Here is a 14,736-nt window from a genome sequence, read left to right as displayed (position 1 = left end):
AAGCGACGCATCGCGTCGCGCGGCGGGCGCCGGCGAAGCCGGTTCCCGGGTTCTGAAGATTCCCGAAGACCCGACAGACGCAGCGAAGCTGCGGATGGAGGGGATGACGGGAATCGAACCCCGCACGCCGATCAAGCGACGCATCGCGTCGCGCGGCGGGCGCCGGCGAAGCCGGTTCCCGGGTTCTGAAGATTCCCGAAGACCCGACAGACGCAGCGAAGCTGCGGATGGAGGGGATGACGGGAATCGAACCCGCGTGACCAGTTTGGAAGACTGGGGCTCTACCATTGAGCTACATCCCCGCGTCGTGCAATACGACTTAGCAAGTCTAGCGGAAAACTGCTGAATCCCGCGCGCCGCATACCTTGCGTCAGCTTTCGGCTACTCGTTGTCGTCCTGAAGGTGTCCTTTGTGGATAAACCGGCGACCCGTGATCCACGTTCGCCTAATCTGCGAAGAGGACGGGACTTCAAGGAGCGGCTATGGACTCGGGCAATGGCACCCACGCACCGCGGTTTCCGGAAAGCCCGCAGGATCTTCGGTCGACGACGACGTGCCCCTATTGCTTCACGCCGACGCACGGCGCCCCGCAGTGCGTGAGCTGCGGCATCGACCTCACGAACCCGCGGCTCGCCGAGGTGTTCAAGCTCTCGACGCAGAGTGCCGAGCTGATAACGCGGCGGGGGCGCCTGCTCGCCGAGATTCGGGCGGAGCAGGACGCGCAGTTCGTGGCGGCAGCGCCCGTCGAGGAACCTGTCGAAGCACCTGCCGCGGCCCCAGTGAACGAGATGCCGCCTCTGCCCGCGCTGCCCCAGCAGGCGCAGGAGCAGCACCCACACGGCTCCATCGCCGGCGCCTGGCTCAACCAACCGGCACCGCCGCTGCCGGAACAGCCTCAAGCAGCGCCTTCTGCGCCAAAGCGCTCCGGCGTGCAGCTCGCCATGCTCATCACGGGCATCGGGTTCCTCGCCGTCGCCGCGCTCGTCTTCGTGACGGTGGCGTTCGTGCTGTTCGACCTCGTGGTGCGCGCGGCGATCACGGTCGCGATCACGGCGGGCGTCATCGGCCTCGCCAGTTGGCTGCGGCGCCGCAAGCTCGGCGCGACGGCGGAGGGCGTCGCGGTGCTCGGCGCCGTGCTGCTCGCGCTCGACGCGTGGGCGATACCGGCGCTGAAACTCTTCGGGCTCGACCAAGCCGACCCGGCCCTCTACTGGGGCATGGCGCTGCTCGTGCTCACAGCTATCTTCGGCGCCTGGTGGCGCTGGTCGAAGCTCGCGACGCCCAAGCTACTCGCGTCGATCACCTTGCTCCCGGCCATCACACTGCTCGTGGCCTGGCTCGCCCACCTCCCGCTCGACGACCACCTCGGCTGGGCGCTCGGCCTGGCCACGACGAGCGTCGCGAGCGTGGGCGCCGCCCGCGCCTGGCAGCGCGCGGCCGAGGCACGCAACGACACCGACCCGCTGCCTGTGGGCATCTCGCTCTCGCTCGGCGTCGCCTCCCTGCTCATGGTGCCGACGGTGCTCGGCGTCGCGCCCGAGCCAGATGCGGGCATCCTCGTCGCGATCCTCGCGCTCGCGATCGCTGCAGTCGCGGCCGTGCTCATGGTGCTCTGGGCGACCCGCGAGCCGCAGGCGCGCAACTTCGCCTCCTTCGCCGACCTCGCGGCAGCCTTCGCCGCGGTGCTGCTGCTCGGCATCGGCATTCGCACCGGGGCCGCGATCGTGCGTGCCCTGCCCGAGTATCCGAGCGGCATCGGCGACGGCCCGGTCGTCGTGGGCTTCGGCTTCGCGCTCCCCTTCCTGTTCGCGGGCGTGCTCGCGTGGCGCGTGATCGCGAGCAAGCAGCCCGCGCTGCGTCGCAGCGCCGCGTTCGGCTCATACAGCGCGGCCGCCCTCGCCGTCATTCCCCTCCTCGTCATCCTCCTCCAGCTCGCGCACGCCGGCATCGTCTTCACCGACCGGGGTGCGGATGCGCCGGCCCACCTCGCGCTCCTGCTCGCGAGCCTCCTCGGCCTGATCGTGAGCGCCGTGCCGCTGTTCGGGCGCGTCGACGCGCAGCTCGGCAAGGGCTTCCCGAATCTCCTGCCGATAGCCGCCCCTGTTGCCGGCACCCTCGCTACGGTGACCGCCGCGGCGCTCCCCGGCGCAGCTCTCGGCGCCGGCCTCAGCGTCATCACCACGGCGGCCTGCGCCGGACTCGTCGCGACCCGCTTTATGTCGCCCGAGCGCACCGTCACGCTGCGGTTCGCCTCAATCGCCGCGCTCGCCTCGTCGCTCGTGCTCATCACGCTGTTCGTCGGCGTCGGAGAGTTGCTGCCGACGGTGCTGCTCGCGAGCGTCGCGGGCATCCTGCTCGTCGCGCGCACGCTACGCCCCGCAACCCCGGGCCTCGCGCTCACCATCTTCGCGATCATCCTGGCCGGTATCTCCTGGTGCAGCGTCATCGCGGGGATCGCGCTCGAGCTCGAAGTCGTGGCGAGCGCTGGGTTCATGGTGCGCATGGTCACGGGCGTGGTGATCGTCGCGATGCTGCTCGTGGTCGGCGCCGCAGGGGCTCGACTTGAGCTGCCCCGGGGTGAATCGCACTTGGTCGCCATCGTCGGCTTCGTGATCGCGTACACCAGCATGCTGCTGTTCACCTTCGACACCAGCGACATCACCAGCGACAGCGACTGGATGTTCTGGTGCCTGGGTGCGCTATTCCTGCTCGTCGTGGCGAGCCTCGTCGTGGCAATCCTCTGGGATGCCCGAGGCAGTTCTCCGCAGCCGACGCCGCGCTTCCAGGGCACGATCGCACTCACCTCGCTGTGGATGCTCGTCGGCACCGCCATGTTCGCGTTCGGTCGGCCGCTCACCGACGAGTTCCGCTTCGGCTGGGGCTACGCGCTGATAGGCGTCATCGTCTTCGGTCTCACCCTGCTCATCCGGCGCGCGACCAACGGGCATGTCAACACGGTGCCGGCCGAGGCCTTTGGGCTAGTAGGCGTTATCAGCGCGTTCGGCGCAGCCTTCATTCGTGCCGACCCGGACCGGCTCTGGCCCTGGTTCGTGTTCGCGATCGCCTGCGCGACGCCGCTGCTCGCCCGAGTTCGCCCCGACGCGGTTCACCCCGGATGGTCGCGCGCTGCGACCTGGATCAGCGCGAGCAGCCTCGCCGTGATTGGCCCGATCTTCGTAGCTAGGGCGGTGCCGGATGCGCTGGCCGTCGTGATTGCCGCGCCGACCCTGCTCGCGCTCGCGATCGTCGCCACCGTCGCCGTGGTGCGCGCGTCGCGCTACTCGGCCGCTCCCGCGCAGGCGACGATTGCGCTGTCGCTCGGGCTCTCGCTCGCGACCGCCACCCTGCTCGCCGACTGGCAGACCTCGCCCACGGCCTGGTTCGCGTTCGCGCTCGGTGCCGCCGCCATCGTTGCGGCCATCCAGCTGCCCGCCCGCGGCGTGTGGGAGTGGGCCCGGCTCGGGCTCGCGGCGCCCGGCGGCCTCGGGGCGTCCCTCGGTCTCGCCGCGCTCGGCCTCGAGCCGCTCGCCGCCATCGAGCGCACCGGCAGCATCCCGGGCGGTCTCGCCTCGACTCTCTTCGTCGTTCTCGGGCTAGTCGTGCCGCTCGTCTCGCTCGCGCCCATCAGCCGCGTGCTCGGCACCTCCCCCGGCATCGACCCCGAGCTTCGCCGCAATCTGCTGCTTGGCGTTTGGGCCGCGGTGCTGCTCACGACGACGATCGCGCCCATCGGCATCGCGGCCACGAACGCGCGCTCGGTCGACCTCGTCGGCACGCTCGTCGGTGTGGCCGCGGCAGTCGCCGTGCTCACCGCGATGTTCCGGCGCACCAACCTGCTCGTCTGGGTCGTTGTCGCGCTCATCGCGGGCGGCGCGCACGCGTTCTTCATCGCCACCGAACCCGTCGGCGTCTCGAGCGAGCTGCCGCTCGTCGTCGCCTCGCTCATCGGCCTCGGCGCGCTCGCGACTCTGAAGAGCGCCAGGCCGCTGCTGCCACTCGCCGCCTGGCTCGTGCTCACGGCGCTGCCGCTCGCCGGCACCGGGCTCAGCCTGTGGTGGACCGTGATCGCCGCGGGCCTGCCCGCAGTCGCCGTCGCGATCCTCGCCGTGGTGCGGTGCCGCCGTGACCGCGACGCGACGCCGACGCTCGATCTGCTCACCCTGCTGCTGCCGCTGTTCGCGACCGGCCTCACGCTCGACACCGACGTCATCAAGCTCGGCCTGCTGCTCAGCGCGGTCTCGGGCCTGGTGGCGGCATTCGGCATCACGCTGCCCCGGCCCCGCACGAGCTGGGGTCCGGTCGCCCGGGCGGGCACGGCCGTCGCGACCATCGCGGCGGTGCTCTGGCTCTGGGAGGGCAGCGACGAACTCGCGATCGGCGTGCCGGTCGGCGTCATCCTCGCCGCCTTCGTCGCTGGGCTCTGGCTGCTGCTACGCCTCGCCGAGCGTGCGAGCAGCGATGCGGAACGGGCCGGCTACGCCGTGGCGGTGCCCGTGGCCTTCACGATCGCCGCGGTGCCGGCGCTGCTCGAGCATCCGGTCGCAGCCGGCGTCGCGGCCGTCGTCGGCGCGGCTGTCGCAGCCACGCTCGCCAGCGTCTCGTTCTTCGCCCGCCGCCTCGACCTCCGGCTCGGCGGCATCGGCTTCGGCGTGGTGAGCGTCTGGTTCGCGGCGATCACGGTCACTCAGGGCGTCACGGCGAGCGACGCCTGGGTGCTGCAGCCACTCTGCCTCGCCGCCGCCACCGTCGGCGCCGTCGCCCTGCGCGCGTTCCCGAAGCTGCGCAGCTGGGCGGCGCTCGGTGCGCCGATCATCGCGTCGCTCGCCATCGCGCTCGCGGCCGAGCTGCCGCAGCCGACCTGGTGGCGCATCGGGCTCGCGACGGTGCTCATCGTCGCTGCGATCCTCATCGGCGCCCTGCTGCGCCTCCAGGCGCCGCTGCTGCTCGGCATCGTCGCGGCGGTGCTCCACATCGTCGTGATGTGGCAGGTGTTCCTGCCGCCGATCGCGGTGCCGTGGTGGGCGTGGCTCGCGGCCGCGGGCGTCGTACTCGTGTTCGTCGCGGCGACCTACGAAAAGCGGATGCGCGACGCCCGCAAGCTCGCGGCGAGCATCGGCAGCCTGCGCTAGCTCAGGCCTGGCAGCTCGGGCACCAGTAGAGCTTGCGGTTCTGCATCTCGGCGAGCGAGATCGGGGTGCCGCAGCGACGGCAGGGCTCGCCCGCGCGACCGTAGACCCAGTGGCGATGCCGAACATCCTGCAGCGCCGCCTGATATTCGTCGCCGGTGAGCCCGTCGATCGTCATCATGCGGCCAACCTCGACACCGACGTTGAGCAGCTTGACCCAGTCATCCCAAATGCCGTGCAGGACGTCGAGCGGCACCGCATTGCCCGGCGTGTAGGGGTTGAGCCGGGCGCGGAACAGGATCTCGGCGCGATAGATATTGCCGATGCCCGCGACGACCGACTGGTCCATAAGCAGCTGCCCGATAGGCACGCGCCGCTTGCTCGCGCGCTCGATAAAGCGGCGCTCCCCCACCTCGAGCTCGTCGACGAGCGGGTCGGGGCCGAGGCGGTCGAGCACGGTGTTCACGCCGGCGGCGTCGAGCACCTCGCAGGCGGTCGGACCGCGCAGGTCGGCCACGACATCCTCGGTGAGCAGGCGCAGCCGCACAGCACCGACCGGCTCGGGCGGCCAGCCCTGGTCGAGCTCGGTTTCCTTCTCCTGTTCGGCCATGCGCAGGCGGGCGCGACGCGGCGCACCGATCGACGACAGTGAGTCCTCGGCATCCGCATCCTCGATGCGCGTGCCGCGACCGTACTCGCCAGTCTGGCCGAGCTTCGTCGAGAAGTCGCCCGCGAAGTCCCAGGCACCGTAGATGCCGAGGTGCACGCGCAGCCAGACAGACGCATCCGCGTCGGGCGCCGCCGGGTCATCGCCGAACTCGGCGAACATCTGCTTACCGACGGCGAAGCAGCGCAACATCTCGCGCCCCGACAGCACCGACGCGCCCTCGGCGAAGCGCCCCTGCGGGCTCGAGGCCTCGCAGATGCGCCCGACGAAGTGCTTCGTGAACTGGCGCGCGATGCGATGAACGGAATGCCCCTCGGGCACCCCTATGCCTCCGCCATGGGAAGAACTGCCGGCACGTCGGGGTTCGTCGGCGCCAGCACCTCCTTGCCCGCGATCGCGCCGGTCTGCTCGTACTCGCGCAGCTGCGAGATGCGACGTACGTGGCGCTCTTCGCCGGGGAATGGCTCGGCGAGGAACGTGTCGACGAGCGTAACGGCCTCCTCGAGCGAGTGCTGGCGGGCGCCGATCGAGATAACGTTCGCGTTGTTGTGCTCGCGCGCAAGCTTTGCGGTCGCTTCGCTCCACACGAGCGCTGCGCGCACGCCAGCGACCTTGTTCGCCGCAATCTGCTCGCCGTTGCCGGAGCCGCCGAACACGACGCCGAGCGAGAACTCGCCCGCCGCCCAGTCGTTCGCGACCGCCTGGGCGGCGTTGATGCAGAACGACGGGTAGTCGTCGACCGCGTCGTACTCTTCGGGACCGTGATCGACGACCTCATGCCCTGCATCGCGCAGGTGCTTCTGCAACTGCTGCGAGAACTCGAGGCCGGCGTGGTCGGTCGCTAGGTGGACCCGCATTAGTCGAACTGCGGGCCGCGCGTGCGCGAGCGCTTGATCTCGAAGAACCCCTCGTAGCCAGCCGCGGCAACAACGCCGTCGAACAGCTGCAGCGCCATGTCACCCTTCGGGGCCGGCGAAATCACGGGGCCGAAGAACGCGACGCCGTTGACGGCGATGACGGGCGTGCCGACCTCGTCGCCGACGCGGTCAATCGCGCCGTTGTGCGAGGCGAGCAGCACCTCGTCGAACTCGCCGGCGTCGGCGCGGGTGAGGATCTCGGCCGGGATGCCGGCCTTCTCAGCCGCCTCCTCGAGCGTGCCCGCCTCGCCCGAGCGACCCTCGGGGTGGTTGATGGTGCCGATGGCGTCATAGAACTTCACCATCGCCTCGTTGCCGAGCTCGGCCTTGACGCCGGCGGCGACGAGGCAGGAGCGCTTCGAGAACGCGTGCGCCTTGCGGTGCTCGTCAGACATGTCGCTGCCCTCGTTGAGGATCGCGAGCGACATGACGTTCCAGTCGACCTCGACGTCGTCGCGCAGGCGCTCGACCTCCTGAATCCAACGGGACGTCATCCATGCCCACGGGCAAATCGGATCAAACCAAAACTCAACCTTGGTGCTTTCAGCCATGCCCCAAGACTACTGGGTGCTACAGCGACTCTTGCCAGGCCCGGTACAGCTGCGCGAAGCGCCCGCCGGCCGCGATGAGCTCGCGCGGCGAACCGTCCTCGGCGATGCGGCCGTCGTGCACGACGAGCACACGATCGGCGATCATCACGGTCGCGAGCCGGTGCGCGATCATGATCGCGGTGCGGTCGCCGAGCAGCTGCTCGAGGCCGTTCTGCACGGCCCGCTCGCTCGGGATATCAAGCGAGCTCGTCGCCTCATCGAGGATGAGCACGCGCGGGTCGGCGAGGAACGCACGGGCAAACGAGACGAGCTGTCGCTGCCCTGCCGAGAGACGGCCGCCGCGCGTGTGCACGTCGGTGTCGTAGCCGTCCGGCATGCGCTCAATGAACGCGTGCGCGCCGATCGCCTTCGCCGCGGCCTCGATCTCGTCGCGGGTCGCGCCGGGCTTGCCGATCGCGATGTTGTCGGCGATCGAGCCGCCGAACAGGTACGACTCCTGCGTCACCATGACCATCGCTCGGCGCAGGTCTTCGTCGCGAAGATCGCGCAGGTCGACGCCGTCGAGCGTCACCCGGCCCTCGCTCGCGTCATAGAACCTCGAGATGAGTTTCGCCACGGTCGACTTGCCCGCGCCGGTCTGCCCAACGAGCGCGATGGTCTGCCCGGCGGGGATGCTGAGGTCGAGCGGATGCAGCACCGTCGGCCCATCCTCGGTGTAGCGAAACGACGTGCCCTCGAAGCGGATCGCGCCGCCGCCCGACGCGGGCAGCTGCTTTGGCTCGGTGGGCTCGGGGATCTCGGGGTCTTCGGCGAGCAGCGCCGAGATCTTTTCGAGCGCCGACACGGCCGACTGCAGCACGTTGTAGAAGTTCGCGATCATGTCGATCGGCTGGAAGAAGCGACGCGAGTAGAGCACGAGCGCGAGCAGCATGCCGACGTCGAGGTTGCCGCTGAGCACGCGCAGGCCGCCCACGACGAGCACGATGACGACGATCACGTTGCCGAGCAGGCGCAGGCTCGGCTGGTAGATACCCCAGATCTTGATGGCGGCGAGCGACGAGCGGCGGTAATCGTTCGCGATCTCGCCATAGCGGCGGTCGTTCGCGGCCTCGCGGCGGAACGCCTGCACCGCGCGCATCCCGCCCATCGTCTCGACGAACTCGACCGTGAGCCGCGCCGAGTGCGTGCGCTGCTCACGGTAGGTGCGGCTCGAGGCCTTCTGAAACCAGCGGCTCATGAACACCGCCGGGATGAGCATGAGCAGCATGATGAGGCCGGTGACCCAGTCCATCCAGAGGATCGTGATGACGGTGAGCACCATGAGCACGGGCGCGCCGACGATGGTCTCGACGCCGAACTCGAGCAGCTCGCGCAGCGACTCGGTGTCGTTCGTCTGTCGCGAGATGACGCGGCCCGAGGTGTAGCGCTCGTGGAAGCCGAGGCTGAGGCGCTGCGTGTGGCGGAACATGCGGCGGCGCAGGTTGTAGAGGATGTTCTGGCCGGTCCAGGTGGAGATGCGCAGGTACCAGTAGGTGGCGAGCGCCCGCGCGATCGCGGTGAGGATGTAGGCGACGCCGACGCCCACCGCGAGGGCCGCATCGCCCGCGATGAGACGCGGCAGCGCGGTGTCGATGCCGTACGCGATGAGCGCGGGACCGATGACGGTGCCGAGCTGCACAAGCAGCGTGAGCACCGCGACCCAGGCGACTTGCCAGCGGTACGGCTTGATGAGCCCGCGGAGGAGCCCAAGCGAGCGACGGCGCTTGTCCTTATCGCTCAGCGCGTCGGCGGCGAGGCCGCCATCGAGGTCTTCCTGGGTGGTGTCGCTGCTCATCGTTCCTCCTCCCGGAGCTGTTCGAGGTCGAGCGCGCCCGTGAGGTTGAAGCTCGAGCTCGAGAGATTGGCCATGACGAAGCCGTAGCGCGGGTCGTTGAGCAGCAGCTCGGTGTGCGTGCCGACGGCGACGACGCGGCCGCCGTCGAGCAGCGCGACCCGGTCCGCAAGCGCGACGGTCGAGGTGCGGTGGGCGACGACGATCGTGGTCGTGCCGGCGAGCACCTCGCGCAGGCGTGCCGTGACGCGTTCCTCGGTGCTCGTGTCGAGCGCCGAGAGCGGGTCGTCAAGCAGCAGCACCTTTGGCTTCGCGGCGATCGCGCGGGCGAGAGCAACGCGCTGGCGCTGCCCACCCGAAAGTGACATGCCCTGCTCGCCGATGCGGGTCTCGATGCCGTCCGGCAGCTCGTAGGCAAACAGTGCGTCGGCGGTCTCGAGGGCGAGGCGCGCGAGCTCGTCGAGCTCCTCCTCGCTCATGCCGGCCGCCGCACCGAGCAGCACGTTCTCGCGCACGCTGCCCGAGAGCAGCGTCGCGTCCTCGAACGCGACCGAGGTGAGCTGGCGCAGACGGTCGAGTGCGTAGTCACGCACGTCGACACCGTCGATACGGATGCTGCCCTCGGTGACGTCGTAGAGGCGCGGCACGAGCTGCAGCAGCGTCGACTTACCCGAGCCCGTGATGCCGACGAGCGCGAGCGTCTCGCCCGGGCGCACCCGCAGGTTTGCGTCCTGCAACAGCAGGTCTTCCTCGGCCGCATCCGGGTAGCGGAAGGTGACGTCGTCGAACACGACCTCGCCGCGCACGAGCTCGGGCTCGGTCGCGTGTGCCGGCGTCGTGATGGTCGCCGGCTCGTCGTGCACCTCATTGATGCGCTGCAGCGAGGTGATGGTCGAGATGAGGTCGCTGATCTGCATGCCGAGCATCGCAACCGGCATCGTGATGAGCATCGCGGTGGCGAAGAACGCGCTCAGTGCGGCCACGGTCGTTGTGCCGTCGGCCACCTGGAACAGGCCGACGAGCAGAGCGACGCCGAGCGCGATCTCAGGCAAGAGCGCGATGACCGAGTCGAAGCTCGCGACGAGGCGGCCGCGGCGAATCTCGGTAGCGCGCACCCGGCCGGCGTACCCGGAGTAATCGTCGAGCGCATCCTCGGCCCGGCCGAAGGCCTTGAGCACGCGGATGCCGTGCACCGACTGCTCGACGTTGGTCGCGAGGTCGCCCGCCTGGTCTTGGCTGAGGCGCGAGATCTTCTGGAACCGGGTGCCGAAGTTCGCGAGGATGATGACGAGCGGCAGGGCCCCGGCGAGATAGATGAGTGCGAGCCAGCCGCTCGCAAACGACATGAGCACGATGCCGACCACGAGCATAAACACATCGTTGACGAGCATGATCGAGCCGAACGCGAGCCAGCGGCGGATGCTCGTGTGGTCGCTCATCGAGCGCGACAGCAGCTGCCCCGACTCCCACGCGTCATGGAAGCTCATCTGCAGCCGCTGCACTTTGGAGAAGAAGCCGCGACGCATCTGGTACTCGACGCCCATCGCCGGGTCGACCGTGAAGACGCGGCGGAGCCAGATGAACACGGCGTCGAGGATGCCGATGCCGAGTAGCGCCGAGCCGGCCACGAGCACGGTCGTGACCGACGCATCCTCGCCAAGCACGTTGCTCACGAACGCCGCGAGAATCTGCGGCATGGCGAGGGTGGTCACGGCTGCGAGCAACGCCACCACGAGGCCGAGCAGCATTCGGCCGCGAATTGGTTTGGTGACTGCCCACAAACGCCGCATTCAGCCCATTATGCCCCGTCGGCCGCCGTGACCGACATCCGTCGAGCGGCGGACAGTCGCCCGTCGTGCATCTCGTACTGGGCGTCGAAGCGCGGCAGCTGCCCGAGGTCGTGCGTCACGACGACCGTGGCAAGTTTGCGCTCGTGCGTGAGGTCGCGCAGCAGGCACATGATCTCGTCGGAGCGGGCCTCGTCGAGGGCGCTCGTGGGCTCGTCGACGAGCATGACCTGGGGGTCGTTGACGATGGCGCGGGCGATATTGACGCGCTGACGCTGACCACCCGAGAGCTGTGAGGGCATGAAGTGGGCGCGGTCGAGCATGCCGACTTCGTCGAGCGCGTGCTTAATGCGCTCGCGCAACTCGCCCTTCGAAAGGCCAGCGAGCGGCTTCGCACCCATGCGGGCCACGACCTCGAGCTGCTCGCGCACCTTGAGCGAGCCGATGAGGTTCGGGGCTTGGAACACGATGCCGAGTTTGTCGCGGCGCAGCTGGGCGGCCTGCGCGGTCGAGAGGGCGGATGCGGTGACGCCGTCGATCGTGACGGTGCCGCGGTCGGCGGTTACGAGCGTCGAGGCGAGCGCGAGCAGGCTCGACTTGCCCGAGCCCGAGGGCCCGGTGACGGCGATGAATTCGCCGGGCGCGACGGTGAGGTTCGCGTCGTCGACAGCGGTGAGGCGGCGGTCGCCGTCCTGGTAGGTGAGCGTGAGGTGGTCGAGCTTGAGCATGGCGGTTCTCCTTAGGCGAGTTACGCGGCGGTGGCGTTGAGGGCGACGAGCGGGTCGACGCGGTTGATCTGGCGCAGCGACACGAGGGCGCCGATGAGGCCGGCGACGAGCATCGCGAGGGCGGGCGGCAGGATCGTCCACCACGCCACGATGAAGGGGGCGACCGGGGCGATGAGCGCGCCGAGGCCGAGCGCGAGGCCCGAGCCGATGGCGATCGCGACGACGAGCAGGAACGCGGCCTGGCCGAGGGCGTCGCGGCGCAGCCACCCCATCGGGGCGCCGAGCGCCTTGAGCACCGAGATGTCGCGCTGGCGCTGCATCGACCAGACGAGGAAGAAGACGCCGACGATGAGGGCCGAGATGCCGAACAGCATGCCGAACAGCATGCCGAGCGTGCCGATCTCACTCTTGAAGGCCTCGAGGCCGAGGAGCGAGGGCAGCAGGCCCTGCGCCTGGGTGTCGCTGTCGGCGGCGACGGTGTCGGCCTGGTCGATCGTGCCGTTGACCAGCAGCACGCTCGCGGTGCGCTCGGGCTGCATGGTGTCGCGGAGGTAGCCGCGCCAGTCGTCGAGGGTGAGACGGGCGATGTCGGTGTGCGAGAACTGGCCCGTGTCGGCGACGGCCGCGACGGTGAGCTGCTTCCCCGCGAGCTCGATGGTGTCGCCGGTGCCGACGCCGAGGCTCGTCGCCGCGTCCTCGGGCAGCACGATCTGGCCGGTTTCGAGCGGCGCGAGATCGGTGCCGAGCGGGGTCGCGTCGGCGGGCTCAGCCCAGAGCGTGACGGCAGCGCTCGCGTCGCCGTCCTCAAGGCGGGTGGTCGAGACGCCGACAGGCGTGACGGTCGCGTCGGTGCCGGCGGCCGCATCCTGCCAGGCGGCGAGCTGGGCCTGGTCGACCTGCGCGGTCGACCAGCTGAAGTCGTCGTCAGAGTTGGCGGCGACGACCGACGAGGCACCGGTGCCGAGGATGCCTGAAATGTTCTGCCCCGCGAGGCCACCGGTGAGGCCGGTGAGGAAGCCGACGAGCAGCATCATGAGGGCGATGACGGCTCCGATGAGGGCGAAGCGTCCGGGTGCGTGCCGCTGGTCACGAAGTGCGAGGTACATGCGAAGTCCTTTCTGGGATCTCTGATCCGATACCTCCACAGTCCTCGCGCCCGGGCCCGCGCACAGCGGCAGAACGGTCGGATTCGATCCCCTCCGTTTGGAGGAGGCGCTCGGCCGTAGGACACCTAGCATCGAGGTATGGCTGACCCGACAGCGCCCAGCGCGACCCGCCGCATACAGCTGGCCACGCTCGCCGCGCTCTCGCTGCTGCTCGCGGTGCTGCTCTGGGTGCCCATCGCGGTCGCGGTGGCCGACCCGATCACCGCGATCAGCGGCCGACTCGGCTGGATGCTGTTCTCAGCGATCACGGGCACGGGCATCGCCGCCGGTGTCGCGGTCATCGCCTGGCGTCGCCCCGACGCGTTCGGCGCGCCCGCGCGACAGCTCAACCCGCTCGGCATCGTCTGCGCGGCGCTGCTCGCGCTGCCGGTCGCCGCAATGACCGCGTTTTCGGTCGAGGGCGCCTACTCGGCGCTCGCCCTCTTCTTTATCGTGCTTTGGCTGCTGCCCGAGGGCCTCGGCGTGGTCACGGTGCTGGCGCTCACGCTTGGTGTCGTCGCGGGTGTGGCAGTGCACCACGGCCTCGGCTTCGGCGGCGTTGCGGGCCCCGTGATCAGCGCGATCGCCGCGATCGCGGTGATGTGGGGCTACCGCATGCTCGTGCGCTCTGCCGACGAGAACGCGAGCCTCGTCACTGAGCTGCGCGAGACGCAGGCGGCCCTCGCCGCGACCGAGCGTGAGGCGGGCCGAGGCGCCGAACGCGCCCGGCTCGCCCGAGACCTCCATGACACGACCGCCCAGCACCTGTCGAGCATCCGGCTGCTCGCCTCGAGCGGCGCCAGCCTCACCGACATCGAGCGCACCTCAGGCGAGGCCCTGCGCGAGGTGCGCGGCATCATCGCCGACCTCACCCCGCCCGAACTGCGCGACGTTGACCTCGCGGCGGCGCTCGACCGCCTCGCCGCGGCGCGCCCGGGTGTCAGCTTCCGTGCCTCCGGTGACGCGTGGCCGCTCAGCGTCGGCGCGAGCACCGCCCTGCTGCGGGTCACGCAGGAGGCGCTGAACAACGCCGAGACCCACGGCCAGGCCGCGCACATCGCGGTGCGTCTGCAGTTTGCCGACGACGCCGTCAGCGTCGAGGTCGACGACGACGGTGTCGGCTTCGATGCCGAGCGCTGGTTCGAGCAACCCGAGCTCGCCGCGGCACGCCCCGACGGCAGCGGCACCGGACTGCGCGGCCTGCAGGCCCGCCTGCGCGAGCTCGGCGGCTTCGTCTCGGTCGTCGCCGACCCCGGCGAGGGCACGCTCGTGCGCGCCGAGCTCCCCCGCTCCGCCGCCGAATCGAGGCCCTCATGACCCGCGTGCTCATCTGCGACGACCACCCGATCGTGCGCGCCGGCCTGCGCGCCGTGCTCGAGCACGCCGACGGTCTCGACGTCATCGGCGAGGCCGCGAGCGCCGACGAAGCCGTCGCCCTCGCGCCGGACGCCGACGTCGTCACGATGGACCTTCGCCTCGGCGACGGCGGCGACGGGGTCGACGCGACCGCGCGCATCCGGGCCCTGCCCTCGCCGCCCGCCGTGCTCATCCTCACCAACTACGACACCGACAACCACATCCTCACCGCCATCGAGGCCGGGGCGTGCGGCTACCTGCTCAAGGATGCGCCGCCCGAGCGACTCGTGCGCGCCGTGCAGCGTGCTGCGGCGGGCGAGAACGTCATGGACGCCGACATTCTCGAACGGCTCGTCGGCACCCTGCGCGCGCCCCGCATCCACCTCACCCCGCGCGAGGCCGACGTGCTGCGCCAACTCGCGACCGGCGCGAGGAATCAGACGATCGGCGAGCGCCTGCACCTCAGCCCGACGACGGTGAAAAGCCACCTCGCCGCGATCTACGGCAAGCTCGGCGTCTCGAGCCGCACGGCCGCCGTGAGTCGGGCGCGCGAACAGGGCCTGCTCGACTGACCGCACTAGGCTGGTCGGGTTGCCAAAAGCGGCACTCAATACAACTGAACGAAAGG

At 70.1% G+C, this 14,736-nt stretch carries 10 protein-coding genes and 1 tRNA gene; 3 read left to right on the top strand and 8 right to left on the bottom strand.

The features are described 5' to 3' along the window. Nucleotides 1-228 precede the first annotated feature (228 nt). Nucleotides 229-302, bottom strand: a tRNA-Gly gene (locus QM019_RS06975). A 180-nt stretch (nt 303-482) separates the two neighbouring features. On the opposite strand from QM019_RS06975, the gene QM019_RS06970 reads away from it, so the two are divergent. Further along, nucleotides 483-5,129, top strand: coding sequence for an SCO7613 C-terminal domain-containing membrane protein (locus tag QM019_RS06970; RefSeq protein ID WP_282852402.1), 4,647 nt, complete (start codon nt 483-485; stop codon nt 5,127-5,129). Between the two features lies 1 nt (nt 5,130). Here the strand turns inward: QM019_RS06970 and QM019_RS06965 are convergent, their stop codons facing one another. Genes QM019_RS06965 through QM019_RS06935 form a run of 7 tightly spaced genes read right to left on the bottom strand, consistent with a single transcriptional unit; the run spans nt 5,131 to nt 12,713 of the window. Next, nucleotides 5,131-6,114 (bottom strand): Fpg/Nei family DNA glycosylase, encoded by a 984-nt coding sequence (locus QM019_RS06965; RefSeq protein WP_282852400.1) that lies wholly within the window; start codon nt 6,112-6,114, stop codon nt 5,131-5,133. A 2-nt stretch (nt 6,115-6,116) separates the two neighbouring features. Continuing rightward, on the bottom strand, nt 6,117-6,650 hold the full coding sequence (locus QM019_RS06960; protein ID WP_282852399.1) for a ribose-5-phosphate isomerase: 534 nt from the start codon (nt 6,648-6,650) through the stop codon (nt 6,117-6,119). Beyond that, nucleotides 6,650-7,261, bottom strand: a complete 612-nt coding sequence (locus tag QM019_RS06955) for a mycothiol-dependent nitroreductase Rv2466c family protein (protein ID WP_282852397.1) — start codon at nt 7,259-7,261, stop codon at nt 6,650-6,652. The genes QM019_RS06960 and QM019_RS06955 overlap by 1 nt, the downstream gene beginning before the upstream one ends. Before the next feature lie 19 nt (nt 7,262-7,280). Then, nucleotides 7,281-9,095 carry an ABC transporter ATP-binding protein gene (locus QM019_RS06950; protein ID WP_282852396.1) on the bottom strand — a complete coding sequence of 605 codons (1,815 nt, stop codon included), beginning with the start codon at nt 9,093-9,095 and terminating at the stop codon, nt 7,281-7,283. Beyond that, nucleotides 9,092-10,840 (bottom strand): ABC transporter ATP-binding protein, encoded by a 1,749-nt coding sequence (locus QM019_RS06945; RefSeq protein ID WP_282852395.1) that lies wholly within the window; start codon nt 10,838-10,840, stop codon nt 9,092-9,094. The genes QM019_RS06950 and QM019_RS06945 overlap by 4 nt, the downstream gene beginning before the upstream one ends. Before the next feature lie 50 nt (nt 10,841-10,890). After that, nucleotides 10,891-11,607, bottom strand: a complete 717-nt coding sequence (locus QM019_RS06940; protein ID WP_282852394.1) for an ABC transporter ATP-binding protein — start codon at nt 11,605-11,607, stop codon at nt 10,891-10,893. 20 nt (nt 11,608-11,627) lie between these two features. Continuing rightward, nucleotides 11,628-12,713 carry an ABC transporter permease gene (locus tag QM019_RS06935; RefSeq protein WP_282852393.1) on the bottom strand — a complete coding sequence of 362 codons (1,086 nt, stop codon included), beginning with the start codon at nt 12,711-12,713 and terminating at the stop codon, nt 11,628-11,630. 138 nt (nt 12,714-12,851) lie between these two features. Between QM019_RS06935 and QM019_RS06930 the strand changes: the two genes are divergently transcribed. Together QM019_RS06930 and QM019_RS06925 are read left to right on the top strand one after the other, a co-directional pair. After that, nucleotides 12,852-14,069, top strand: coding sequence for a sensor histidine kinase (locus QM019_RS06930; protein WP_282852392.1), 1,218 nt, complete (start codon nt 12,852-12,854; stop codon nt 14,067-14,069). Further along, on the top strand, nt 14,066-14,680 hold the full coding sequence (locus tag QM019_RS06925) for a response regulator (protein WP_193127888.1): 615 nt from the start codon (nt 14,066-14,068) through the stop codon (nt 14,678-14,680). Before QM019_RS06930 ends, QM019_RS06925 begins: the two co-directional genes overlap by 4 nt. Nucleotides 14,681-14,736: the final 56 nt, after the last annotated feature.

Origin of the sequence: Gulosibacter sediminis, from assembly GCF_030011715.1 — a bacterium.
Classification (GTDB): Bacteria; Actinomycetota; Actinomycetes; order Actinomycetales; family Microbacteriaceae; genus Gulosibacter; species Gulosibacter sediminis.
This window is presented reverse-complemented; position numbering and strand designations above follow the sequence as displayed.

What these genes read in the sequence shown, in the direction of transcription:
- QM019_RS06970 (WP_282852402.1), top strand. Translation starts at nt 483, where the DNA reads ATGGACTCGGGCAATGGCACCCACGCACCGCGGTTTCCGGAAAGCCCG.
- QM019_RS06960 (WP_282852399.1), bottom strand. Translation starts at nt 6,650, where the DNA reads ATGCGGGTCCACCTAGCGACCGACCACGCCGGCCTCGAGTTCTCGCAG.
- QM019_RS06955 (WP_282852397.1), bottom strand. Translation starts at nt 7,261, where the DNA reads ATGGCTGAAAGCACCAAGGTTGAGTTTTGGTTTGATCCGATTTGCCCG.
- QM019_RS06950 (WP_282852396.1), bottom strand. Translation starts at nt 9,095, where the DNA reads ATGAGCAGCGACACCACCCAGGAAGACCTCGATGGCGGCCTCGCCGCC.
- QM019_RS06945 (WP_282852395.1), bottom strand. Translation starts at nt 10,840, where the DNA reads ATGCTGCTCGGCCTCGTGGTGGCGTTGCTCGCAGCCGTGACCACCCTC.
- QM019_RS06940 (WP_282852394.1), bottom strand. Translation starts at nt 11,607, where the DNA reads ATGCTCAAGCTCGACCACCTCACGCTCACCTACCAGGACGGCGACCGC.
- QM019_RS06935 (WP_282852393.1), bottom strand. Translation starts at nt 12,713, where the DNA reads ATGTACCTCGCACTTCGTGACCAGCGGCACGCACCCGGACGCTTCGCC.
- QM019_RS06930 (WP_282852392.1), top strand. Translation starts at nt 12,852, where the DNA reads ATGGCTGACCCGACAGCGCCCAGCGCGACCCGCCGCATACAGCTGGCC.
- QM019_RS06925 (WP_193127888.1), top strand. Translation starts at nt 14,066, where the DNA reads ATGACCCGCGTGCTCATCTGCGACGACCACCCGATCGTGCGCGCCGGC.